Here is a 23,091-nt window from a genome sequence, read left to right on the forward strand (position 1 = left end):
GCTGCCATGCTTGTTCCCGGCATCCGGGTGGGGGTAGTCGCTGTGCCGATCGAATTCGTTCGCCGTCTGGACGGCCTGGTCTATCGCTTCCGCCGAGACGGCACGTTCAACGGCAGACCGTCGTTCAAGCGGCTGGACCTGGAGCTGTGGTGCCGGTGGCTGCCGGAGCGAGGCTGACGCACCGTCGTCCGGGGCCCGTCCAACCGGTGAGCCTCGCAATGGCCGGCGGCAGGGTGACGGTCGACCGCTCTCACCGAATCCCACCCTCAGAACTGTTGCGAAAGAGAGACAACGATCCTGGGACGTATTTCCGCTCTGTGCACGAAAGTACCTTCCCGCTGGGCGGACAGAAGCCTTCGACAAGCCTCATCTGCCCAGTACAGAAGGCACTTTCACGCTACTGTTCGCGATCCGGACACCGGCGCCGGTGAAACACGCGAGCCATAGGGTCGGCTATCGTGCTTGGACCCAGACGCTGATGAGCAAAACGATCTGGCCTATCTCAAACGGGGTGCCATCGCGGTGCGCGAGTTCGATCTGAAACGGTGGACACGGCAGGCAGAAACGGCTGAGCGCATCGATCCCTCCGGCCCCGCGAGATCGATACCGTGGACCGCGGCAGCGGCTTGCGTCGCAGTGGCGTCGCTGGTGATGTTCGCCGTCGTGCGCCACTTCCACGGCTCGACCATGATCGACATGCTCGTCTACCGGGGCGAGGGCGCGGCGGTCGTCCACGGCGAGGACCTGTACGCCATGCGGGTGTGGGACCTGCCGGCCACCTACCCGCCCTTCGCCGCGATGCTCTTCGTGCCGAGCGCCTGGTTCGACGTGACCACCTTGCGGGTTCTGGTCGTGCTCCTCAGCCTCGCCCTGCTCGCCCTGGCCGTCCACCTCTCGCTCCGCCTGATCGGGTGGCCCCGCGCGCGTCACCGTCCAGCCGCAGTCCTGCTCGCCACGGGCCTCGGCGTCTGGCTGGAACCGGTGTACACCACCTTCCAGTACGGCCAGGTCAACCTCGCCATCCTCTGCCTGGTCCTGTGGGACCTGACCCGGCCGGACCGGAGCCGGTTCAAGGGCGTGGGCATCGGTCTGGCCACCGCCATCAAGATCACCCCGGGCCTGTTCGCCGTGTACCTGCTCCTCACCGGCCGCATCAGGGCCGCCCTGGTCTCGGGAGGCACCTTCCTGGCGGCCGGTCTGATCGGCTGGCTCGTGCTGCCCGACGCCTCCTTCGGCTTCTGGACCAAGTACCTCTGGGACCCGAGCCGGGTCGGCGTCACGGTCCTGATGGACAACCAGTCCCTGCGGGGCGCTGTCTGCCGGCTCCTCGACGTCAACGACCCGGGCCTGGTCGGGCTCGCCGCCTGCGCTGTCGTCGGGGCGTTCGGCCTCACCGTGGCCGTCCTGACCGGACGCTCCACACGGCTGCTGCGCCGGGCCGACGCATGGGGCGCCGTCTGTACCGCGTTCACCGCGCTGCTGATCTCGCCGATCAGCTGGACCCACCACTGGGTCTGGTGCATCCCTCTCATCGCGCTGCTGGCCGTGGAGGCCAGGACCACCGCGCGGCGGGTGCTGCTCGGCACCACGCTGGCGGTGTTCCTCTGCCACGCCATGTGGATAGCGCCCCACCGCTGGGGGCGCGGCGTCGCCTGGTACTGGCAACTGCCCGGCTCGCTCTACCCGCCCATGGGTATCGCCGTGCTCGTGGTCGTGGGGTCGCGCCTGTACCGCGCGTGGCGCCCGGTCGGCAACAGGCCTGGAGGAGACCGAGGCCTCCCGGCCAGGACCGCTCATGACGCCGCGCTGACGCATCAGGTCTGACGCGACCACTCGGGAGAGAATCCACCCTGCCGCCGCTTGCCGTCACGCATGTCGCGGCCGTCACAGGTCGAGCCCTCGCGGCTGCGGTTCGGCGAGCTGGAACAGCCGGCTGACCGTCCGTTCCTAGTCGCCGTCGCTGCCGGTCCGCTTCAGGCTCCGGCGCCGGTTCTTCCCAGCGAGACGCACCAGCTCGCCCGCGGCGAGCGTCACGAGGGCCACGCCGCGGACCCAGCGGGGCCCGCCGCGCTCCGCCCACACCACACATGCACACCCGCCCACGGCGAGCACCAGGACGCCGACCAGCACCAGACCGACCATGTTCTCCACCTCTGCGTTCATCCGTCCGGTCCTGTCGATCATCCCAGGCCGGGAAGGCCCAACGGGATGTCCGACCGGAACGACACCTGACTCACTTCCTCTTCCCGGGCTGGGCATCACCGTCAATTCTGTCCTCGTCGGCTTCACCCACACCGACATGACCGCCGGAGTGCCGGCCGACCCGGCGAACCTGGAGCGCACCCTCGGCCTGACCGCCCTCGGCCTGACCCCCCCCGGCCGGATCGGCCAAGTCCCGGACATCGCCGACGCAGTGGCCTTCCTCGCCTCCGACGACGCTCGCTGGATCACCGGCACCAAGATCACCGGCACCAAGATCGACGTCACCGGCGACGTCAACCTGGACGCGGTCCCGGTCGCCGGTGGTGAGCAGGTCGAGCAGGTCGAGCAACAGCCCGCGGATCGTGGCGATCACCAGGGTGACCGTGCGCGTCGCCGTCGCCGGATCGGTGTCCGGCCCCTGCGCGTGGCTCGGCGGATTCCGGGTGAGGTGGGAGCCTGTGTCCGAACCCCAGCTGGTCCGGACACAGGGGCGCTCAGGCGTCGGTGTCGCCCGGCTTGTCCAGGAGGGCCAACTCCTCCTCCGTCAGGCGCAGGGCGCCGGCGGCGATGTTCTCGGCGAGATGCGCCGGGTTCGTGGTGCCGGGAATGGCCAGCATGTGCGGACCGCGGTGGAGGGTCCAGGCGAGCCGTATCTGGGCGGGCGTCGCACCGTGGGCCCGGGCGACCGTGTGGACGCGCGTGTCCTGCTCCTGCGCCGCGGCCGCCTCGCGCCGCAGCCCGGAGATGGCGAAGTAGGGGACGAAGGCGATGCCCTGCTCCCGGCACAACTCCACCATTCCGCTCTCGTCGGCGCGGCGCCAGTCCAGGCCGTAGGAGTTCTGCACGCAGACCACGGGCGCGATCGCCTGGGCCTCGGCCACGTGCTCCGGCCGGACGTTGGAGAGCCCGAGGTGCCGGACCAGGCCCGCCTCGCGCAGCTCGGCCAGAGCGCCGAAGTACTCACTGACCGAGCCCATCCCGGGGCCGTTGCGGCGCAGGTTCACCACGTCCAGGTGGTCCCGGCCGAGCTGGCGCAGGTTCTCCTCGACCTGGCCGCGCAGCTGGTCGGGGCGGGCCACGGTGAACCACTCACCGGAAGGGTCCCGCCCCGGGCCGACCTTGGTCACCACGACCACGTCCTCACGCCAGGACGCCAGCGCCCGGTTGATGAGCTCGTTCGCGGACCGCAGCGCCGAGAAGTAGAAGGCGGCCGTGTCGATGTGGTTGACGCCCTGCTCGAACGCACTGTGCAGCAGCCGGACGGCGACGTCGCGGTCGATCGGCGTGCCGTCCGAGTTCCCCATCATGCCGTTGCCGGTCAGCCGCATCGCGCCGTAGCCGACGCGGTTCACCTCCAGATCCCCGAGCTTCCAGGTCCCTGCTGCCGCTGCCGGTGCCACTGCCGCTGCCGCTGCCGTGCTCATCGTGCTCCTTCATCCGTCGGTTCGTCAGGTTCTGGAGTATGAGGTGCTCGCGGGGTGCTGTGACAGGTCAACAGGCTGGGCGAAGCGTCACATCCGAAGGGGGAACGATTGGTCAACGTCCAGCCGTTGGACCTACCGAGAGATGTTCGGTCAGGCCGTACGGTCGAAGGCGAGCACGGGGCTGGTCACCGTCCGGGTCCGGCTGCGGATGAAGATCGTGGCCAGCCGCGTGACCACCTCGGTCAGTGCCATCAGCACGAACGCCGCCACCCAGGCCTGGTCGCTGGTGATGTGGTGAGTGACGCTGAACCGGGCGACCGAGGCGGCGCCACCGCCGTGCTCGACATACATCTGGAAACCCATCCGCGCCCCCATGCCCACGACCCACAGGATCGCCGACACCGCACCGGCCTTGATCAGGACGTGCCCGCCGGCAGTACGGATCCGGGTGTAGCTGCCGCCTGCGATGCCGAGCACAGCACCCACGCCCATCAACGCCCCGATCAGCACCAGGTCGTTGCCCGCGGTCGGAATGGTGTCCAGGTACGAGTAGGCCACGAAGGACACGATCCCCAGCGGGATCAGGAAGGACCTGAGGTCGAGCCGGCCCTCCCGCAGCTGGCGGAAAACGATGAGGATGAGCGCTACGTCGGTGATCCACTCGGTCGTTGTCATGCCCGCAAGACTGCCGCGACAACGCCCACCGCACCTGCACCCACGGGTGGAACCGAGGGTGGAGTCCGGCCCCTCCCCCGATCTCCACCTCACCGCCGGGCGGAGCAGCCTGCGCCGACCGGTAGCAGCGGCGGTAGCAGCGGCGGCGGCAGTGGCGGCGGCAGTGGCGGCCTCCGAACGAGTGGACCTTCGGATCGGCGGTCGCGGCCGGCGGCACAATGGCCCCCATGGACATCGAAACGGCGCGTCGCGCTGCAGTGGACTGGGTCGAGCGGGAAGGCCGGCGGTACGACGGCTATCGCGGCGCGTACTTCAGCGGTTCGACGGTGGCCCTCGCTCCGGAGGCGGCGCTGCCCGTCGGCACCGACGTGGACATCATGCTGGTCACGGGCAATCCCGCCGCGGGGCCGAAGCTCGGCAAGTTCAGGCACCGGAGCGTGCTGCTGGAAGTCACGCCCGTGTCCTGGGACGAGCTCCGGCCGGTCCCGGCGGTGCTGGCGAACTACCACCTTGCCGCGGGACTCAGCCGCGACACCGTCATCGACGACCCGACCGGTGACCTGCGCGAGCTGCAGCTGGAGGTCGCGCGCCACTTCGCCGACGAGGCATGGGTGCGGCGCCGCTGCGAGGGCGTCCGCCGGAGGATCGAGACCTCCCTGGCCTCCCTCGACACCTCGGCGCCCTGGCACGACCAGGTGACGGGCTGGCTCTTCCCGACCGGCATCACCACCCACCTCCTGCTCGTCGCCGCCCTGCGGAACCCGACGGTCCGGCTGCGCTATCTGCGGGCACGCGAGGTCCTTGACGAGTACGGCCTCACCGACCGGTACCCGGGCCTGCTGCGGCTGACGGGGTGCCAGAACCTGACGGCCGAGCGGGTCGAACAGCATGTCGACGCCCTGGCGCGGACCTTCGACGAGGCGGCGGCGCTCGCCCGGACTCCGGTCCTCTTCAGCTCCGACATCACCGCTGCGGCCAGGCCCATCGCCATCGACGCCGGCTACGAACTCGCGCGCCGCGGCGACCATCGGGAAGCGGTGTTCTGGATCACGGCGACCTTCGCCCGCTGCCACAAGATCCTGGCCACCGATGCCCCGCACCGCGAGCAGGCGCTTCGGCCCGCCTTCGCCGGGCTCCTGGCGGATCTCGGCATCAACTCCCCCGGCGACCTTCGCACCCGTGCGGAGGAGACCATCGCCGCGCTGCCCCTGGCGTGGCGGACGGCGGAGGAGATCATCGCCGCCAACCCCGACATCACCCGCGCCTGAACCGCCGCCTGGCGGTGACACGATGAGGTGAACGGCTGCGGAGAAGGCGGCACGCTCGGCGATCGGCGCAACCAACTCGTAGGGCTCGCGGCAGGACCCGGTCGTAACTGTTATGGTTACTTCAAGGAGGCGATGAGGCACATGGGCGCCAACAGCAGACTGACGATCGCCGTACACGCGCTGACCTGGATCGGGCTCTACCAGCGCCGCGGCCATGAGGTCGCGACCTCGGAGCAGATCGCAACGAGCGTCAACACGAATCCCGTGGTGATCCGTCGCCTGCTGGCCGAGCTGCGCAAGGCCGGTCTGGCCGATTCGCGCAGGGGCGCCGGCGCCGGCTGGAGGCTGTCGCGGGACCTGTCGGCGATCACTCTGCTCGATGTCTACGAGGCGGTGGAGTCAGGGCCGATCTTCGCCCTGCACCGCTCCACGCCGGACCCCGAGTGCGTCGTGGGCCACGGCATCGCCCCCGCGATGACCACCGTCTACGACGGGATCGAAGCCACGCTCCGCAGCGAACTGGCCCGAACCACCCTCGAAGACGTGCTGCGGGACGTACTGAAAACCGCCTAGCCCCGACCGCTGCACTCCCCGGCCGCGGGGCCTTCCCGCGGTCATAAATGTAACCAATATGGTTACATCAAGGATCAGGAGAATTCGATGGGACAGCTGGACAGCAAGACCGCCCTGGTGACCGGGGCCTCCACCGGCATCGGCTTGGCCATCACCCGCCGGTTCGCCTCCGAGGGAGCGACCGTCTACCTGACCGGCCGCCGCAAGGCCGAACTGGACGCAGCCGTCGAGCAGATCGGCAACCGCGCCATCGGCATCCGCAGCGATGTGTCGAGTCTCGACGACCTCGACCGGCTCTTCGCCGAGATCACCGAGCGCAGCGGCCGTCTCGACATCGTCGTCGCCAACGCCGGCCTCGGGGGCTTCGCCCCGCTCGGCGAGATCACCGAGGAGGAGTACGACCGGACCACCTCCATCAACCTCAAGGGCACCGTCTTCACCGTCCAGAAGGCGCTCCCGCTGCTGTCGTCCGGCGCCTCGGTGATCCTGCTCTCCTCCAGCGCGGCCCTGCGCGGCGTCCCGGGCCTGGGCGTCTACGCCGCCACCAAGGCCGCGATCCGCAGCCTCGCCCGCACCTGGGCCGCTGAACTCGCCGGCCGCGGCATCCGCGTCAACGCCCTCACTCCCGGTCCTGTCGCCACCCCCGGCGGCGACGAGGTACGGGCCGCGTTCCCGCAGGGCGATCAGGCCACCGCACCCGGGGAGTCCACCGGACCGACCCCGCTCGGCCGCATCGGCCACCCCGACGAGGTCGCCGCCACCGCCCTCTATCTGGCCGGGGACCAGAGTTCCTTCACCACCGGCGCGGAACTGCTCGTCGACGGTGGCGCCACCCAGCTCTAGACCGGAACCACGCCCGCCGCCACCGACCAGCCCCGTGCACGACTCGGGGCATAGCGGTGGCGGCGGAAGAGATGAACAGACGCCTGGAGAACCCCCGGTGACCTCGCGGTCACCGGCCGGGCGGGGCGACCACCTGATCAGGGGTCGAGCGGGACACGGCGACCAGCGGGAAGCCGTCGGCGCTCACTGGGCACTCGCCGCGGGCCGGACGACGAGCTCGTTGACGTCGACCTGCCGGGGCTGGGCGACTGCGTAGCCGATGGCCTGCGCGACGGCGGAGGCGGGCAGTGCCACCGCGCGGTACGCCCTCATGGCCTCCCTCGCGATGGGGTCGGAGATGCCTTCGGCGAGTTCGGACTCGGTCACGCCGGGAGAGACGAGGGTGACCCGGATGTCTCCGGCGGACTCCTGGCGCAGCCCTTCGGAGATCGCCCGGACGGCGAACTTGGTGGCGCAGTAGACGGCGGCGGTGGGAGAGACCTCGTACGCGCCGACGGACGCGATGTTCACGAAGTGCCCGCCGCCCTGGGCCCGCATCACGGGCAGCGCGGCGGCGATGCCGTGCAGGACTCCCCGCAGGTTCACGTCGATCATGCGGTCCCACTCGTCCGTCCTCAGTGCCTCCAGGGGCGAGAGCGGCATCACTCCGGCGTTGTTGACCAGCACGTCCACCCGGCCGTAGCGCTCACGGGCGGCGGACACGAAGGCCTGGACGTCGGCGGCGTCCGTGACGTCGAGACGCCGGAACGCCGCGGTGCCGCCTGCGGCGGTGAGCTCGCCGACGAGCGCGCCGAGGCGGTCGGTGCGCCGAGCCCCGAGGAACAGGCGGTGGCCGTCGGCGGCGAGACGGCGGGCGGTGGCCTCCCCGATCCCGCTGCTCGCTCCGGTGACCAGAATGACCTTGGCCGTCTGCGTCATGCCTGCTTCCCCTCTCGGTGGAGCACGAGGTGTTCGTGGTGGAGGACTCCGTCTCGGATGTCGCCCGTGGCGGTGAACCCGGTGTCGTCGACGTAGTCGATGTGCTGGCCGGTGACCGTGTAGCGGCCCGTGTAGGCGCGGCGGCGGTGGCCGCGGGCCTCGTCGTACCGGCCGTCCGCCCGTAGTTCCTGGCGGATGTGACCGTCCGCCGTCACCCACACGCCGACCACATCGGCTTGGCCCTGCTCGGTCCTGCCCGTCAAGGACGGACTCCCTTCATCGATGAATGCGGATCCGTTCCGCCCGACCGAGTCTGGGCGGGACGCGGGTGACCGACCAGGACGTGCTCTGCCTGGGTGTGGTGCACCCAGGCAGGGCACCGCCCGTGCGGCCTAGGGTGAGGGCGTGATCGACAACCACCTGGGAGAGTTCCTGCGCGCACGCCGTGCGGCCCTGCTGCCGGAGGACGCCGGCGTGGCGAGCCACGGGGTGCGCAGGGTCGCCGGACTGCGCCGGGAGGAGGTCGCCGTCCTGGCCGGGGTGAACGCGGACTACTACACCCGCCTGGAACAGGGGCGAGAACGCCACCCGTCGGCCCAGGTGCTCGATGCGCTCGGCCGCGCCCTGCGGCTGGACCCGGACGAGCACGCACACCTGCACCAGCTGGCGGGGACGGTGCCGGGCAGCCGGTTCGCCCACACCACGGACCGGGTCGGCCCCGCCCTGCGCCAGTTGCTGGACGGCTACCCGGCCGCCCCGGCGTTCGTCATCAACCGGACTCTGGACGTGCTGGCGGCCAACGCCCTGGCCGAGGCCCTGCATTCACCCTTCGAGCGGCTGGACAACCTCGCCCGGATGGTCTTCCTCGACCCGGCGGGCCGGCAGTTCTACGCACGGTGGGGCCACACGACCCAGGCGGTCGTGGGCCACCTGCGGCAGGCGGCCGGGCTCGACCCGGACAGCCCCCGGCTGCGGGAACTCGTCCGCACCCTCACCGCCGACAGCACGGACTTCACCCGCCTGTGGGACGCCCACGCCGTGCGCGGCAAGACCCAGGAGGCCAAGCACCTCCTCCACCCGGACGTCGGCCCGCTGACCCTCACCTACCAGGCCTTCGACGTGCGCGACGCTCCCGGCCAGCAGCTGGTCGTCTACCAGGCGGAGCCCGGCAGTTCCAGCGCGCAGGCCCTCAGCCTGCTCGGGTCCCTGCGCGCCACCTTGAACCGGGCCGCCGGGTAGCCGAGGGCCGGAGGCCTTCTCCAGGGCGAGCCGGAACAGGACGGCGGCGTCGAGCGCGTGGACGGCGGGCCGGCGCTGCGCGCCGTCCGCGGGGTAGCCGGCGACGCCGGTCCGGCGGCCGATGTCGGCGAGCAGCCCGGCGACGACGGCAGAGCCGATCAGGCCCGTGCCGCCGGTGTGAAGACGCGCATGGTGAGCTCCGTACGGTGATGCGACAGGTGCCCCATCACTGTACCGCGCGATGCGACAACTGTCGCATCATCTAGACTGGCCCCATGCCGAGATGGAAACCCGATGCCCGACAGCGCCTGGTCATGGCGGCGCTCGGTCTCTTCGCCGAGCAGGGCTACGACGAAACGACGGTCGCTCAGATCGCCGAGCGGGCCGGGCTCACGCGGAGCACCTTCTTCCGCCACTTCGCCGACAAGCGGGAGATCCTCACGACGGGACAGACGACGCTCAGCCGCCTGCTGGCCGAGGGCATCGACAGCGCCCCCGCGGACGCGACGCCGATGACGGCCGTCGCGGCCGGACTGGAGCGCGCATCGGGCGAGATGACCTCGTTCAACCGCGAGCTCAGCCCGCTGCTGCACGCGGCGATCGAGGCGAACGCGGAGTTGCAGGAGCGCAACGCGTTGAAGAGCATCGGCATGGCCGCGGCGATGGTCGATGCGCTGAAGAGACGGAACGTCGCAGAACCCGCGGCGCACGTGGCCGCCGAACTCGGCGTCCTCGCCTTCAGGCTCGGCTACATCCGGTGGGCCGACCCCAGCCGCGACGAGGACCCAGGCGAGCTGGCGACCCACACCCGAGCCGCATTCGACGAACTCCGCGCGGCAGCCGCGCAGCTCAGGTAGCAGTGGGAGGTTCGGCACGTCGCGTGAAGTTGACCGAAGGCCGTCTGGGCAGCGGTTGACGGCGGGGTCGAGTCCGGCGTTCGGCTCGGGCCGGATCGGCGTGACCGTGCACCTCATAAGAGGCCGGCTGACGACAGTGCCGGCTCGCGCCGAAGTGTCGCGTTGTGCCCCGTGAGCTGGGTGCCGGTCCAGGTGCCGAGGGCGACCTCGGCGGTGATGCCGGGGCCGAAGCCGGCGATGACACCGCGCGCGGCGGGGGTGGCTCCGCCGTCTTCGAAGAGTCGGTCCAGGGCGTCGAAGATGACGGCGCTGGCGATGTTCCCCCGTTCGGTGAGGGTGGCCCTGCTGTAGCGGAACACGGTGGCGGGCAGCCGGAGGTGGGTGGACAGGTCGTCGAGAATGCGGGGTCCACCGGCATGGACGAGGTAGAAGTCCAGTTCGGAGAGATCCCATCCGTGGGACGCGCTCATCGCGTCCATGGCCGGTGCGAGTTGCTCCATGGAGTGGGGAACGCGCTTGTCGAGCATGAAGTGGAAGCCGGTGTCACGGACCGCGTAGGAGATCCATTCCTCGGTGTGGGGAACGAGGTGGGAGCCGTTGTGTTCCAGCCGTACCCCGCTGCCTCCTTCACCGCGGACCACCGCCGCGGCGATGGCGTCGCCGAAGAGGCCGTTCGAGAGCAGGTTGCCCACGCCAAGGTCGTCGGGCTGGTAGCAGAGCGAGCAGAACTCGCACGCCACGATGAGGACATTCGACTCCGGGTAGGCGGTGCAGAAGTCGTGGGCGCGGTTGACGGCTGCGCCGCCGGCGGCGCAGCCCAGTTGCGCGATCGGAAGCTGCCTGGTCCGGGGCCTGAACCCCATGGTGTTGATGAGCCAGGCGGTGAGGGAGGGCATCATGAAGCCGGTGCACGAGACATAGATGATCATGTCGATGTCCTCGGGCCCGAGTTCCGCGTGACCCAGTGCCCGCCGCACCGTCGAAGGGACTCGGGCTTTCGCCTCGGACTCGTAGACCGCGTTGCGAGCGGTGAAGCCAGGGTGTTTCAAGGTGGCGTCGATCGGCTGCACCAGGTGCCGGGTCGCGACACCGGTACGGGAGATCAGACGGAGCGCGAGGTCGAGTTGGGGGTGACCGGCATGCAGACTGCGCGCCAGGTCAAGGGTCTGTTCCAAGGTGATCACGTGCTCGGGGACGCTGATGGCGGGCCGGCAGAGAGTGGCCATGTCGTTCGGGTTCCTTACCAGGTGACAGGCAGTGCGAGGGGGTGGCGCCAGATCGACACGGTGTTCCACCGCACCTGCTCGGCGGGGACGGCCAGCCGCAGTCCGGGAAGGCGGCGCAGGAGCGTTCCGACGGAGATCTGGAGCACCATGCGGGCGAGGTGGGAGCCGAGGCAGTGGTGACTGCCGTACCCGAAGGTCATGTGCGCCGCAGGGTCACACCGCTCGAAGTCCAACTCGTCCGCACGTTCGTGGACCAGCCCGTCACGGTTGGCAGTCAAGTAGGAGACATGAACGGTGTCACCTTCCTTGACGAGCACTCCGCCGACTTCGACGTCCTCCAATGCCACGCGAGGGATGCCGACGCCCTGACGGAAGGGGATGAACCGCAGCAGCTCTTCCAGCGCCTGCGGCAGGAGTTCCGGGCTGGTACGCAGGCGGTCCAACTGGGCCGGGTGGGTCAGCAGCGTGTAGACGATGTTGCTGATGTTGTACGTCGTGGTGTCGTGCCCGGTGACGACCAGCAGCATGGCGAGGACGGCGAGCTCGCCGTCCGCGAGCATGTCCTCACCCACCCGCGCCGTGGCCAGGGCGCTGATCAGATCACCGCCCGGAGCGCGTCGCCGTTCCTGCGTGAGCTCGGTGAAGTAGGCCCGCAGGCTCTCCTTGGCGTCGATGGCGCAGGAACGGTCCGCCGGACGCATCGACATCATCGACATCGCCCACTGCCTCAGCTGGGGACGGTCCCCTTCCGGCACGTCCATGAGCTGGCAGATCGTCATCAACGGGATCCGCTCCGCGAGGTGTTCGGCGACATCGGGCGTGGCGGCACCGGTCATCGCGTCCACCAGCTCGTCCACCGCCCGCTGCGTCCAGGGCCGCAACGCCTCCACCTGTGGGGTGGTGAACGCCTTGATGGCGAGCTTGCGCACCCGGTTGAGTTGCGGCGGGTCCATGAGGTTGATGGCCTCGGGCTGGGCGATGGGAGCCGGAGTGATCCGCGGGAAGTCCCTGCCCACCAGGGCGGCGCGGCTGAAGCGCCGGTCGGAGGTCACGAACTGCACGTCCGCGTAGCGGGTGACCAGCCAGCAGACACCCTCGCCGTACGGCATGCGGACTCGCGCGACGGGTGTTTCCTCCCTCATCCGAGTCAGGAAGGGATCGGGCTCCAAGGCCTCGTCGTGCCGGACCGGGCACGTGAGGACCGTGTCCTCAACGGTCATTGCATGGTCTCCTCTCTTCGAGTCTCTTCGAGGGAACGGCGATCGCGACAGAACCACGCCGATTCCCGTGATCACTCGGACGGGTGACGGCGCCCACCGACCCCTTGTCACTCCTCCGGGGCATCAGGCGCGCGGCACCAGCCGCAGGACCCGCCCTTCGTCATCACGCACGCCATCCCTCATCACGCACGCCATCCCTCGCGCCGGTGACGGCCGCCCGGGCGAGCGGACCCCGCACGGGCGGCAGAAGAGTCCCGGGCGCCGGCGGGGAGCCGGGCCGCAGCTCCGCCCGCTCCAGCGGGACACCGAGGCAATCAGGACGGGTGGCCCAACCGGCCGGATCGGCGATGTGGAAGATCACAGAACCCTTATAGCGTCTGATGACCGGATGTTTACCCGCACTCCCGCCACGCCACGCCACGCCACGCCACGCCACGCCACGGGGACTGTGCCGGAACACGGCAGTCGTCACGTGGGACGCGTGGCCGAGCTTGCCGGCGTGAGCGTACGCACGCTGCATCACAATGACGTGAAGGATGAACTGGTTCACCTGTCGCACTGCTGTGCTGCCGCACTCGCACCGCGAGGTGATCTTCGCTGTCTGACCAGTCACCCGGGCTCCCCCATGTTCCACTCCCGCGGCAGATCCTCGCCGCAGAAGACGCAGACGAAGTCCTCCTCTCGCACGATGTTGAGCTCCCGGCAGGAGCGGCATCGGCGGAAGACCACCTCGTGCGTGAACCCGGACGGTCGAGGGATCCCGATCCGGTCCAGGGCCTCGGCCGCGGCCGGCCATGAGCTGACGTCCGGGCAGTAGCCGGTCGACTGGTTGCTGACCTCCTCGACCACCCACCGCCCGGACTCCTCACGGAAGCTCATCTCGCCGGCACTCAGCACCTCTCCGCTGCCAGCACACGCCACGTGCTCGCTGCGGCGCGGAGCCAGTCGCAGCACCCCGCCACTGTCGACGACGAACGTGAACGGCTCGGCCAGCTCATCCAGGGTCAGTGCAGAGACCCACTCGCCGAAGTCCGCCGACGAACGGATGCTCCGACCCTCACTACCCGCCCGGACGAGCGCCTTCAGCTCGGCCGGACCCACATACCGATACCTCTGCCCCCGCGTCTCCACGCACACCAACCTAGTGGCTCACCAGGACCTGGGGGATGACGGGCTCTGGCGAAGACCACGAGCGTTGACAGGGACGGGACTACGGCCTCGGCGTTGGCCATCAAGCCTCGGTGCCAACAATCAAGACCAGGTTCCAACTACCGTGTCCTGGCTCAAGTCTTGAGCCGTGACACGGTAGTTGGAACCGGAGAAACATGGTGACCAGGCTGTCCTGGGCATACGCGACACGCTTGTTGGAACTGGTTTGCCAGGCTTCCTGGAACCAACGGTCAGTTGTCATTCTTGTTGGAACCGGACCTGCCAACCCGTCTCGGCGGCCCACCGTTCGGCCCCAGCCATCAGAACCTGGGTAGCGGGGGCCTTGATCTGCCCATTTTCCAAGAGGTCCGGAACGCTCAGCGCCAGCCTTTGCTTGAACGCGCCCCAGCCCTCACGAGCGGTCTCGTCCGCGCGTAGATAGTCCCGGAACAGCAGGGCAAAGCGGGCGTTGGGGCCAACGCTTTCCCGGAGGTGGACATTGCTGCGGCGCGCGCCGATGGGGGGCGCGAAAACGAGCTTGCGGCACCGTTGTCCTGCCGAGACCTCGTGGTGATTCCACGGTTCAGGTCGACAGCGGAAGCCAATCGCGGCGAGCAGTTTGACGTCCCGGGTCTCGGCGATCGACGTCATCCGGACCTGCACGTCGATGCAGTCTTTGGCCGGTAGGCCCGGCACCGAGGTGGAGCCCACATGGTCGACAGCGACTGCGACGTCACCGAGGGCAGCTCTCAACTGCCCGGCCAACCGCTCGAACTCCGCCGGCCACTCCGGTCGATACTCGACCACTGCTACCTGATTGGGCTCATCGGGAAACGGCACGGCTCCGTACTCTACCGCCCGAGATGGGACAGCACGGCGACGGCAAGGCTTGTCGATCACCCGCCTCCTCATCGCTCGGCTGCCGGACGAGACACCTCAGCGATCGATGCCGGGAGAGTTCCGGTTCCAGCCCCTATGGCCAGGTTCCAACTATCGTGTCCCGGCTCAAGTCTGATCGCAGCGCGCCGAACCGCGGGTGACAGATATCGCGACCAGGTGACAACTATCTCGCTCCGTCACAGGAGCCTGAGCGACGGGACGCACTGCTCGGGCCATAAATCGAACACATGAGCGATGAATCGAGTTACCCTGTCCCCATGCAGCACCTCCAGAGCACCCTGTTCGGCAGCGCCGACGCCCTCGGGCTCGGCTCGCTCACCGCCGTCCGCCGGGTCGAGCTCGGCCGCGGGGCCTGGATCGACCTGCTCCCGGGATGGCTCGCCGGGGCGGACGAGCTGTTCGAACACCTCGTCGCCGAGGTCCCGTGGCGGGCCGAGCGGCGGCCGATGTACGAGCGGGTGGTCGACGTCCCGCGGCTGCTGGCGCACTACGGGCCCGGGGCCGAGCTGCCGCACCCGGTGCTGCCCGAGGCCCGCCGGGCGCTGAGCGAGCACTACGCGGCCGAGCTCGGCGAACCGTTCCTGACCGCCGGGCTCTGCTACTACCGCGACGGGCGGGACAGCGTGGCCTGGCACGGCGACCGCGGCGGGCGGGCGGCCGACCGGGACACCATGATCGCGATCCTCTCCGTCGGCGAGCCGCGCGCCCTGCTGCTGCGCCCGCACGGCGGGTCGGGTCCCACCAGCCGCCATGCCCTGGGCCACGGCGACCTGCTGGTGATGGGCGGCTCCTGCCAGCGGACCTTCGAGCACGCGATCCCCAAGACCGCGCGGCCCACCGGCCCCCGGATCAGTGTGCAGTTCCGGCCCTACCAGGTCTGGTAGGGCGGGGGGCACGGCCCGGCACGCGCATAGGGCGGACTCCCCCTCGGTGTCCCGTGGATTGCTTGCCAGGAGGGCGAACCACGAAGATGGGCGCATGCCCGTACCCATCGAACCTCGTCCGCTGAACGACTCCGAGCGAGCCGTGCTGGAACACATCCTCTCGGCCGACGTCGCCGGTGCTTCGGCCCTGCGCAGCCAACTGGACCGGACCGAGGTGGTGGCCACCTGGGGAGCCGAGTCGGTGAGCGTCGACCTGCGGGTGCGTGGGCCGGTGCAGCACGCACCTCAGGTGTCCAGGGTCGTACCGGTGGGCGCCGGCGTGTACGACCACTCCGGCGAGTACATCGGCGATCTGCTGGTGTGGGCCGACAGCGGTGCGACCCCGTCGGAGCCGGAAGGCGGCGCGACCCTGTCAGGGCTGGAATACGCCTGGGTCACCGACGAGATGCCGACCTGCCTGCCCTCCATCGACCAGATCCGGCTGGTGACGAGCAGCCCGTCCCACCGGTGACACCTGCTACGTCCGGCACACCGGCGCCCCCGTGCGAAGCCGGACCGCAGGCGTCCCCTACGCCTGGAACTGCTCGCCGAGGCTGCCCCCGGCGGTGGCGCCGGGCAGTACGTAGGCCACGGCCGAGGCCTGGTGCGTGAGGTAGGGGCTGAGGGCGTCGCGGGTGGCCAGGCGGTCCTGGACCCGGATGAACTGCGCGGGGTCGCGCATGAAGGCGCAGAACAGCAGTCCGCGGTCGGTCGGGCCGTCGTCGTAGCTGTAGCTGCGCCGGAGCATCCGGGCACCGCCGTCGAGGCGGGGGCTGGTGAGCCGGACGTGGGCGTTGGCGGGGATCACGTAGGAGCCGTCGGGGTTCTTGGCGTAGATGTCCGGGTCGTCGTGCTCGGCGGTGCCGGTGAGCGGGACGCCGTCGCTCTGGCGGCGGCCGATCGCCCGGTCGCGCTGGTCCGCGGGCAGGGCAGCGAAGGCAGCCACGTCCATCCGGATCCGGCGGTAGACCAGCACCGTGCCGTTCTGGTGCGCGCCGGACGGGCCCCAGACGAACTGCTCGTCCTCCGCCGGACCGGGGTTGGAGGTGCCGTCCTTGAAGCCGAACAGGTTGCGCGGGGTGGTCCCCGGGGCGGTCACGGGCAGGAAGCCGGACTGGCTCCAGCGCGGGACGGCGCCGGCGGACCGGGCGGCGGTGGCGGCGAGTTCGGCGACCACGGTAACCGTCCAGCGGTCGGCGGCGCACAGCTGGAGCAGCAGGTCGCCGCCACCGCGTGCCTGGTCCAGCTGGTCGCCGGGGAAGGACGGCAACTCGGCGAGCCCGGCGGGGACGTCGAGGCCGAGCCGGGTGGCCAGCCCCGGGCCGACGCCGACCAGCGAGGTGAGCCGGGTGCTGCCGATGCCCTGCAGCCGGGCATCCGACGGGGCATCGGAAGCCGCCGTGGCGAGGGCGCGGGTCAGCTCGTCGAGGACGGTGCGCAGGGTCCGCCGGTCGGCGGCGGTGGAGGTCTGCGGAAGGTCGAGGGCGAGCAGTTGGGTGACCGGCTGCTGGGGCGCCGTCACACCGGCCTGCCGGGGCCCGTGGAAGGGGGTCGCGGCCGGGGCCGGCGGGGCGGCCGGGGCAGGCTCGTGAGTGGCCGTCAGGTTCTTCCGGGCCAGGTCGTCGGCCGCTGCGCCGAGGCCGGCGGCGAGCATCGCACCGGCGGCGAGCAGGGCTCCGCGCCGCCCGAATCCGGCACTGCCCGGGCGGACGGGATCCTGCGCGATTTCCGGTTCGGTGGGCATACGGCTATTGGAGACGATAGAACACCTGTCATGCAAATGCCGTCCACTCAATCCCTGTTGAGCCTCCATCAGATCCGACCGGCCGGGCCACGATCGGCGGCGGTGCGCCTGTCGGCGCTGGTCGCGGCGGTAGCGCTCGCGGCCACCGGGTGCTCCTCCTCCGGTTCGGCCTCCGCCGACGCGAAGCACCCGGCCGGGACGGTGCTGCGGGTGCCGCAGGACTTCCACACGGTGCAGCAGGCGGTGGACGTCGCCCGGTCGGGGGACACGGTGCTGATCGGCCCGGGTGTGTACCGGGAGAGCGTGCAGGTCACCAAGCCCGACGTGGTGCTGCGCGGCACGGACCGCAACGCGGTGGTCTTCGACGGCGGGGTGCGACTGGTCAACGGCATCACCGCGACCGGTGCGGGCTCGGTGGTGGAGAACCTCACCGTGCGCGACTACCTCGCCAACGGCGTGCTGTTCACCGGCGTCACCGACCAGAAGCTGCAGCAGCGCGGGGCCGGCGGCTCGGCGTACAACCCGCTGGACACCTCCCGCTTCCCGGCCGTCCAGGGCTTCCGGGCGACCAGCGTGACCGCGTACGACAACGGCCTGTACGGCATCTACGCGTTCGACGCGCACGGCGGCGTGATCGAGGACTCCTACGCCTCCGGGCAGGCCGACTCGGGCATCTACGTCGGCCAGTGCCGGCCTTGCGACACCCTGGTCCGCGGGAACACCATGGCGCACAACGCGGTCGGCATCGAGATCACCAACGCCTCCGAGGGCGTCTCGGTGCTGGGCAACCTGGTCACCGGCAATCGGGTCGGTGTCACCGTCAACTCCAACGACCAGGAGGCGCTCGCCCCGCAGCACGGTGCGGTGCTCGCGGGCAACGTGATCACCGACAACAACGCCGCCGACACTCCCGAGCAGGCGGACGGCGGCTTCGGGATCGGGATCGGCATCGGCGGCGGCACCGGGGACCGCGTGCAGCGCAACCTCATCCAGGGCAACACGGCGGCCGGGGTGATCATCACCGACCCGCCGGGGCACCCGGCGAGCGGCGACCAGGCCACCGGCAACCGGGTCACCGGCAACGGTGAGGACCTGGTGCTGGCCGCCGCCGACCCCAGCAACTGCTTCAGCGGCAACCAGCCGGTCACCCAGAGCCCGGCCGGGCTGGAGGGCCTGGCGGGCTGCGGGGCGAGCGGGCGGGGCAGCCTGCCGAGCGGTCAGGCGGCCTCGGTGCAGGCGCCGCCCGGTGTGCCGTTCAGCCAGGTGCCGGCGCCGCCCACGCAGCCGTCGATGCCCGACCCGACGGCTGCGGCCGGCCCGGCGACCGGGTTGCCGGGGACCGTCGATCCGGACGCGTACCCGTTGCCCACGGACGCAGGCGCGGCGCCGGCGGCGCACTGACGTACCGTCAGATCTTCGGTGTGTCAAGGGATTCGAGTCTCAGTCGGTGCCCGTGTCCCACGGCGCCTCCGGGAGCTTGGCGTTGGCGTCGTGCCCGGTGAACTCCAGGGTGGTCGGGGTGCCCAGGCCCGGCATCCGCATCGTGACCCGGAGCAGGCCGCCGTTGCCGTCCACCCAGTAGGTCAGCGGCGACTTTCCGCCGTCGGGGCCGGTGCCCGGGGTGGTGCCGGTGGCCCGCGGGCCGGAGATCTCGTCGTAGTCGCGGCCGTCGACCCGGTCGCGGCCCAGCCAGCGGGCGCCGGACTGGGCGAGCAGCATCGGGTTGTCGGGCCGGTCCGCGCCGAGCCCGATCAGCAGTTGGAGTCCGGCGTCCAGCGGATCGGTGGTGTAGGAGCGCGGCGACCAGCCGGAGCGGGGGATGTGCTCGGCCTGCTGCCAGGGTGGGGTGCCGTCCAGCGCCGGGGCCAGGCCGAGGCCGTCGCTGTCCCAGATGATCAGGCCGTGGTCGAGCTGCGGGGCGGCGGTGGAGCCCGACGCGGCGGACGAACCGGTGAACCCGGCCCCGGTGGTCCGGTAGCTCCCGACGCCGTGGCGCGTCCGGTAGTCCACCACCCCGCTGACCCGCAGCACCACGCCGCCACCCTCGGTGGCGGTCAGGGTCACTGCCACGGGGCTGGCCTGGTAGAGGTTCAGTCGCGACAGCGCCAGCCGGGAGGCCTCGTCCATCGTCACCGGCCGCTCGCCGCTGCCGCCGGACAGGCCCCGGTAGGCGGCCACGCCGCCCACTGCGGCGCCACACGCGGCGAGCGCGACCAGGGCCCTCAACCAGCGGGCCCGGCGCGGCGCGGGGCCGGCCTGGCGCGGCGCGGGGCCGGCGGTCCTGGTCTTGCGAGCCATGCGGTCGCCTTCTCTCATCGTCGCTCTCGCTGTGGGTGGTCGGGTCAGCCGTTCGGTCACGCAGTCGGGCGGTCACGCGGCCGATCAGTCACACGGCCGATCGGTCACGCAGTCGGGCGGGTTCGCCGGCCAGTGACCGGCGAACCCGCCCGATCCGGCCCCGGGACCACCGGGGCCGGCTGGCCCTCACGGGGCGAAGGTTGCCTGACGCGCTAGCCCCGCTGTGCCGAGGCCTTGCGCCTGCGCGTCAGCACGAGCGTCGCGGCGCCGACCGCGGTGAACGCGGCGCCACCGACCAGGGCCAGCGGAACCACCTCGCCCATGCCGGTGAAGGCCAGGTGCGAGCCGGGCGGGGAGCCCGGGCCCGGCGCGACCGGTGCCGGTGTGCTCGGTGCCGGCGTGGTCGGTGCCGGTGTGCTCGGTGCCGGTGTCGGCGTCGGGGACTGGCCCGGCGTCGGTGTGGGCGTCGGCGTCGGCGTCGGCGTCGGCGTCGGGGTGACGATCTTCTGGTTGACCGCCGTCACCGAGACCCCGGTGGTGAGGTTGTCGGCCGTCAGGACCAGCGGCCCGAAGACCGTCGAGTCCGGCGCGGTGTAGCCCGCGGGCGGGCTGACCTCCTGCCAGTAGTACGTCCCCACCGTGCCGTTGCCCTGGCAGATGCCGTCGGCCCCGGTGGTGCAGACGTCACCCACCTTGGTGTCCGGCTTCGACCCGCCGGTCTGCAGGCCGTCGGTGCCGTTGCTCTCCTCCCACAGTTGGAACCTGGCTCCGGCCAGCGGGTTGCCGTCCTGGTCGTGCTTGACCACGCGCAGCACGCCCTCCTGCTGCCGGAAGCCGAAGTCATAGGTGTGGTTGTTCTCCCCGGGCCCACCGGTGGTCAGCGCCTTCACGGGGTACGCCGTACCCGGCGGCACGGTCCCCTTGGAGTCGATGAAGTGGTTGGTCCCGACGTTCGCATCGGTCGGCACCCACTCGTAGAGCGGCCCGCCCTTGGCGTAGTCGGCCGGCTTGTCGAGCTTGATGGTGTAGTCGGTCTTCGGCTTGAGTCCGCCGGTGACGTCGGAGTCGTCGAAGTAGTACTCGCCCCGCGCCGTCGTCTTCGTCGTGCCGACCAACGTGCCCGATCCGTCGTACAGGTGGATCGTCACCCCGGCCACCGGCAGCTGGCCCGGGTCCTGGATGCCGGTGCGCTGCGGGTCGTACCAGACGCGGTTGCCGATCTGCAGCGGCGCCTGGTCGCAGAGCACTTCGAGGTCGCCCATCGAGGCGCCCTTGCCGAACGCCGAGTTGACGCCCGCGGGGTTGAGCCGCAGCCCGTCCGGCGGGTGCTGCTTGCCGTCCCGCCCGACGAAGGCGGTACCGGTCCCGAAGGCCGTGCTGTTGGGGTCGAAGCTGGAGACCGCGATGGTGTCCTCCACCTTGGAGAGCGCCATCCCCGCGAACGCGGCGTTGTGGTGGGCCCCCAACCGGCTGTTGTCGAAGAACCGGGTACCCCGAGGGGAGAGCCCACAGCCGTCGTTGGTGTCCATCACGTACGTCCCGCCCGACAGGCAGGCCTTGTTCAGGTCTCCGCCCGACAGCACCAGGCCGGGGGTTCCCGGCGTGGGGCCGGCCGGTGCGCGGTCGGCGAACCGGTCGCGGAAGGCCAGCAGCATCGAGCCATCGGCCTCGAAGCCGATCTCGCCCAACTCCGGTTCCGGCTGGGCCAGGTAACTCGTGCATGCCTGGCCGCTCTGCGAGGTCGGCCAGGTGTTGGTCCAGGGCCACCACCCCGTACCGCCGTCGCACGCGCCCGAACCGACCGTGGACTGCCGGGGGTAGTTGAGCGGTTGGTCCAGCACCGGCTTGCCGAAGGCCCCGGTGGCGAGGTTGAACGGCATGACCACCACGCGCATGTCGGAGGTCTTGCCGGTGGACTCGCCGGAGCAGACACCGCCGACGTAGCCGGTGCCGTCCTGCATGCCGAGGCCGAACGGCCGCCAGTCCACGGCCGCCGGGCAGCCCGGGTCCGGGATGCTGAAGGCGGCCTTCGGCGCCGCCGCGGTCGCCGCGGTGGCGTCGTACTCGTAGAGCTTGCGATCGTCGAGGTTGACGACGAACAGGGAGGACCCGTCGTCGGTGACCTTGATGCCGCCCAGGCTCTCCTTGCCGGGCACGGCAAGGAAGGCGTCATCGGTGCCCGGACCGTGCACCGTCGTGCCCGCGTCCGGGACCACGGTGAAGAGCGAGGTCTTCTTCGCCGCGATGTCGGTCACGTAGATGCCGCCGGGCCCACCCGGACCGTAGTCCGTGGTGCGCTTGGCCACCGCCGAGGAGAAGACCCGCTTGTCGGCCTTGTTCCAGGCGATGCCGTACAGCGTCCCGGTGTCGGCGTTGGTGGCGATGTCGGTGACGTTGACACCGCCTGCGCCGTCCTGCCCGCGCGTGTCGTACGGGAAGGAGACCAGCGTGCGCTGGGATCCGCCCTCGCGCGAGGCAGGCTGACAGGTCGTCACCAGCGGCGCGTTCTTCTGGCAGTAGTCGCCAGGGCTCCACAGACCGGTGGTGTAGGACACGCTCTTCTTGCCGGAGAGGTCGACGAACTCCTCGTTGCTGCTCAGCTGGGTCGGTGCGCCGTCCAGGCCCTGCGGTGAGGCGAAGGCCGGGAACAGCACACCCGGCTGCGGATTCACCACCTGTACACGGTACTTGCCGCCGGTGACCTTGCTCGGCGCCGGGGCCAGGGTGACCGTGCCGTCGGCCGCCGTGACCCCGGCGATGCTGGTGCCGGCGTCATCGGTGAGGGTCACCGTGACACCGCCGATGCCCGGTTCCAGCCCGGGCGTCCAGGCGCCGCTGGTGTCCACGGCCCGGATCACCCGGACCGTCACCGTGCCGTCCCCGGCCTGCGGGTACGCCGACGGCGCCAACACCAACGAGCAACTGCCGAGCCCGAGGACGAGCGCCGCGACGCCGCCCAACGCGCGCAGACCGGGCACGCCCGGCCGTCGCCGACCGGGCCCGCGCGGGCTGCCTGCTACATGTTCATCTGTGTCTGTCATCCCCTGCTCTCATCGTTCAGAAAGGGGGCAGCTGCCCAACTTTTCAAGGGAGTACGTGAGATGGCGGAGAACCGCCTTCCGGACGAGCTTAAGGGGGATTTAGGCAAGAAATTGGCGAAACGGCGAAGTACGTCCTCATGAACCTGTCGAACAGTGAGCGATTCTCACCTTGACGTCGCAGCCCATGGGGCCGATCACCCCGGGGAGACCCCGGCGGCCGGCCTGCTCGGCCACGACCGGGCCCAACTCGCCTTGCTCGACGGCGTCCTGGACCGGAACCCGCGCCTGATGGCGGAGACCTGCGCCTCCGACGGCACGCGGATGGACCACGCGCCGCTCTCCCGACCGCAGCCGCAGTCCACCAGCGACCAGCAGGACGTGCTGCGCTACGCCCCCACCACGACCCACCTCACCGCCTGGCGCCGCCCCGGGGGCCGGGGACGGGGCCGCCACGATGTCGCTGAACAGGCCGGCCTGATCGGCGCCGCACCACTCACGCTGCTGCACCGACGCCGACAACTGCGGAAGGCCGACCGGGCCGACCGGAAGGCTTGAACGCGGTCCGGTGGCGCGCTTGCACGAGAAGTCGGC

Annotated in this window: 23 protein-coding genes and 2 pseudogenes; 12 read left to right on the forward strand and 13 right to left on the reverse strand. The window is 70.7% G+C overall.

Annotated elements, in window-relative coordinates:
- The first annotated feature begins 6 nt into the window (after positions 1-6).
- Positions 7-177: a hypothetical protein gene (locus ACFZB9_RS06910; RefSeq protein WP_391444359.1), complete on the forward strand. Its 171-nt coding sequence runs from the start codon at positions 7-9 to the stop codon at positions 175-177.
- Positions 178-651: 474 nt separating this feature from the next.
- Positions 652-1,824, forward strand: coding sequence for a glycosyltransferase 87 family protein (locus ACFZB9_RS06915; RefSeq protein ID WP_391444360.1), 1,173 nt, complete (start codon positions 652-654; stop codon positions 1,822-1,824).
- A 123-nt stretch (positions 1,825-1,947) separates the two neighbouring features.
- On the opposite strand, the gene ACFZB9_RS06920 is transcribed toward ACFZB9_RS06915, so the two are convergent.
- A complete protein-coding gene (locus ACFZB9_RS06920; protein WP_391444361.1) occupies positions 1,948-2,163 on the reverse strand; it encodes a hypothetical protein in 216 nt (71 codons plus the stop codon).
- 136 nt (positions 2,164-2,299) lie between these two features.
- Here ACFZB9_RS06920 and ACFZB9_RS06925 point away from each other — a divergent pair.
- Positions 2,300-2,404 (forward strand): annotated as a pseudogene (locus ACFZB9_RS06925) (hypothetical protein); the annotation flags it as partial.
- Between the two features lie 292 nt (positions 2,405-2,696).
- Here the strand turns inward: ACFZB9_RS06925 and ACFZB9_RS06930 are convergent.
- Together ACFZB9_RS06930 and ACFZB9_RS06935 are read right to left on the reverse strand one after the other, a co-directional pair.
- Positions 2,697-3,626 carry an aldo/keto reductase gene (locus ACFZB9_RS06930; RefSeq protein ID WP_391444362.1) on the reverse strand — a complete coding sequence of 310 codons (930 nt, stop codon included), beginning with the start codon at positions 3,624-3,626 and terminating at the stop codon, positions 2,697-2,699.
- Positions 3,627-3,776: 150 nt separating this feature from the next.
- Positions 3,777-4,301: a hypothetical protein gene (locus ACFZB9_RS06935; protein WP_391444364.1), complete on the reverse strand. Its 525-nt coding sequence runs from the start codon at positions 4,299-4,301 to the stop codon at positions 3,777-3,779.
- 227 nt (positions 4,302-4,528) lie between these two features.
- Here ACFZB9_RS06935 and ACFZB9_RS06940 point away from each other — a divergent pair, with 227 nt between their 5' ends.
- The 3 genes from ACFZB9_RS06940 (at position 4,529) to ACFZB9_RS06950 (ending at position 6,985) form a co-directional block, all read left to right on the forward strand.
- Positions 4,529-5,569, forward strand: coding sequence for a hypothetical protein (locus tag ACFZB9_RS06940; RefSeq protein ID WP_391444366.1), 1,041 nt, complete (start codon positions 4,529-4,531; stop codon positions 5,567-5,569).
- A 141-nt stretch (positions 5,570-5,710) separates the two neighbouring features.
- Complete coding sequence (locus tag ACFZB9_RS06945; RefSeq protein WP_391444368.1) at positions 5,711-6,142, forward strand: Rrf2 family transcriptional regulator; 432 nt, start codon at positions 5,711-5,713, stop codon at positions 6,140-6,142.
- Positions 6,143-6,229: 87 nt separating this feature from the next.
- On the forward strand, positions 6,230-6,985 hold the full coding sequence (locus ACFZB9_RS06950) for an SDR family NAD(P)-dependent oxidoreductase (protein WP_391444370.1): 756 nt from the start codon (positions 6,230-6,232) through the stop codon (positions 6,983-6,985).
- A gap of 183 nt (positions 6,986-7,168) precedes the next feature.
- Here ACFZB9_RS06950 and ACFZB9_RS06955 read toward each other — a convergent pair whose 3' ends face one another.
- Positions 7,169-7,903 carry an SDR family oxidoreductase gene (locus ACFZB9_RS06955; protein WP_391444372.1) on the reverse strand — a complete coding sequence of 245 codons (735 nt, stop codon included), beginning with the start codon at positions 7,901-7,903 and terminating at the stop codon, positions 7,169-7,171.
- On the reverse strand, positions 7,900-8,166 hold the full coding sequence (locus tag ACFZB9_RS06960) for an Atu4866 domain-containing protein (protein WP_391444374.1): 267 nt from the start codon (positions 8,164-8,166) through the stop codon (positions 7,900-7,902). The genes ACFZB9_RS06955 and ACFZB9_RS06960 overlap by 4 nt, the downstream gene beginning before the upstream one ends.
- A gap of 142 nt (positions 8,167-8,308) precedes the next feature.
- On the opposite strand from ACFZB9_RS06960, the gene ACFZB9_RS06965 reads away from it, so the two are divergent.
- Positions 8,309-9,142 carry a helix-turn-helix transcriptional regulator gene (locus tag ACFZB9_RS06965; protein ID WP_391444375.1) on the forward strand — a complete coding sequence of 278 codons (834 nt, stop codon included), beginning with the start codon at positions 8,309-8,311 and terminating at the stop codon, positions 9,140-9,142.
- An 8-nt stretch (positions 9,143-9,150) separates the two neighbouring features.
- On the opposite strand, the pseudogene ACFZB9_RS06970 reads toward ACFZB9_RS06965, so the two are convergent.
- Positions 9,151-9,298: pseudogene (locus tag ACFZB9_RS06970) on the reverse strand (3-beta hydroxysteroid dehydrogenase); the annotation flags it as partial.
- A gap of 119 nt (positions 9,299-9,417) precedes the next feature.
- On the opposite strand from ACFZB9_RS06970, the gene ACFZB9_RS06975 reads away from it, so the two are divergent.
- Positions 9,418-9,999, forward strand: a complete 582-nt coding sequence (locus ACFZB9_RS06975) for a TetR/AcrR family transcriptional regulator (protein WP_391444377.1) — start codon at positions 9,418-9,420, stop codon at positions 9,997-9,999.
- A 113-nt stretch (positions 10,000-10,112) separates the two neighbouring features.
- On the opposite strand, the gene ACFZB9_RS06980 is transcribed toward ACFZB9_RS06975, so the two are convergent.
- The 4 genes from ACFZB9_RS06980 to ACFZB9_RS06995 all read right to left on the reverse strand — a co-directional run bounded on the left by ACFZB9_RS06980 (position 10,113) and on the right by ACFZB9_RS06995 (position 14,434).
- Entirely contained in the window at positions 10,113-11,225 is a 1,113-nt protein-coding gene (locus tag ACFZB9_RS06980) for a type III polyketide synthase (RefSeq protein ID WP_391444378.1), read from the reverse strand.
- A gap of 14 nt (positions 11,226-11,239) precedes the next feature.
- Positions 11,240-12,445 carry a cytochrome P450 gene (locus tag ACFZB9_RS06985; RefSeq protein ID WP_391444380.1) on the reverse strand — a complete coding sequence of 402 codons (1,206 nt, stop codon included), beginning with the start codon at positions 12,443-12,445 and terminating at the stop codon, positions 11,240-11,242.
- Between the two features lie 609 nt (positions 12,446-13,054).
- Positions 13,055-13,546: a hypothetical protein gene (locus ACFZB9_RS06990; protein WP_391444382.1), complete on the reverse strand. Its 492-nt coding sequence runs from the start codon at positions 13,544-13,546 to the stop codon at positions 13,055-13,057.
- A gap of 306 nt (positions 13,547-13,852) precedes the next feature.
- Positions 13,853-14,434 (reverse strand): GrpB family protein, encoded by a 582-nt coding sequence (locus ACFZB9_RS06995; protein WP_391444384.1) that lies wholly within the window; start codon positions 14,432-14,434, stop codon positions 13,853-13,855.
- 317 nt (positions 14,435-14,751) lie between these two features.
- On the opposite strand from ACFZB9_RS06995, the gene ACFZB9_RS07000 reads away from it, so the two are divergent.
- Both ACFZB9_RS07000 and ACFZB9_RS07005 read left to right on the forward strand, forming a co-directional pair.
- Entirely contained in the window at positions 14,752-15,378 is a 627-nt protein-coding gene (locus ACFZB9_RS07000) for an alpha-ketoglutarate-dependent dioxygenase AlkB (RefSeq protein ID WP_391444386.1), read from the forward strand.
- A gap of 94 nt (positions 15,379-15,472) precedes the next feature.
- Positions 15,473-15,889 (forward strand): hypothetical protein, encoded by a 417-nt coding sequence (locus ACFZB9_RS07005; protein WP_391444388.1) that lies wholly within the window; start codon positions 15,473-15,475, stop codon positions 15,887-15,889.
- Positions 15,890-15,946: 57 nt separating this feature from the next.
- Here ACFZB9_RS07005 and ACFZB9_RS07010 read toward each other — a convergent pair whose 3' ends face one another.
- On the reverse strand, positions 15,947-17,161 hold the full coding sequence (locus ACFZB9_RS07010; RefSeq protein WP_391444389.1) for a Dyp-type peroxidase: 1,215 nt from the start codon (positions 17,159-17,161) through the stop codon (positions 15,947-15,949).
- A 57-nt stretch (positions 17,162-17,218) separates the two neighbouring features.
- Here ACFZB9_RS07010 and ACFZB9_RS07015 point away from each other — a divergent pair, with 57 nt between their 5' ends.
- Positions 17,219-18,562: a right-handed parallel beta-helix repeat-containing protein gene (locus ACFZB9_RS07015; protein ID WP_391444391.1), complete on the forward strand. Its 1,344-nt coding sequence runs from the start codon at positions 17,219-17,221 to the stop codon at positions 18,560-18,562.
- Positions 18,563-18,601: 39 nt separating this feature from the next.
- Here ACFZB9_RS07015 and ACFZB9_RS07020 read toward each other — a convergent pair whose 3' ends face one another.
- Together ACFZB9_RS07020 and ACFZB9_RS07025 are read right to left on the reverse strand one after the other, a co-directional pair.
- Positions 18,602-19,459, reverse strand: coding sequence for a hypothetical protein (locus ACFZB9_RS07020; protein WP_391444393.1), 858 nt, complete (start codon positions 19,457-19,459; stop codon positions 18,602-18,604).
- Positions 19,460-19,671: 212 nt separating this feature from the next.
- A complete protein-coding gene (locus tag ACFZB9_RS07025) occupies positions 19,672-22,500 on the reverse strand; it encodes an SdrD B-like domain-containing protein (protein ID WP_391444395.1) in 2,829 nt (942 codons plus the stop codon).
- Between the two features lie 153 nt (positions 22,501-22,653).
- Between ACFZB9_RS07025 and ACFZB9_RS07030 the strand changes: the two genes are divergently transcribed.
- A complete protein-coding gene (locus tag ACFZB9_RS07030; RefSeq protein ID WP_391444396.1) occupies positions 22,654-23,055 on the forward strand; it encodes a hypothetical protein in 402 nt (133 codons plus the stop codon).
- Positions 23,056-23,091 lie beyond the last annotated feature (36 nt).

Source organism: Kitasatospora sp. NPDC008050 (assembly GCF_042957465.1).
Lineage (GTDB): Bacteria > Actinomycetota > Actinomycetes > Streptomycetales > Streptomycetaceae > Kitasatospora.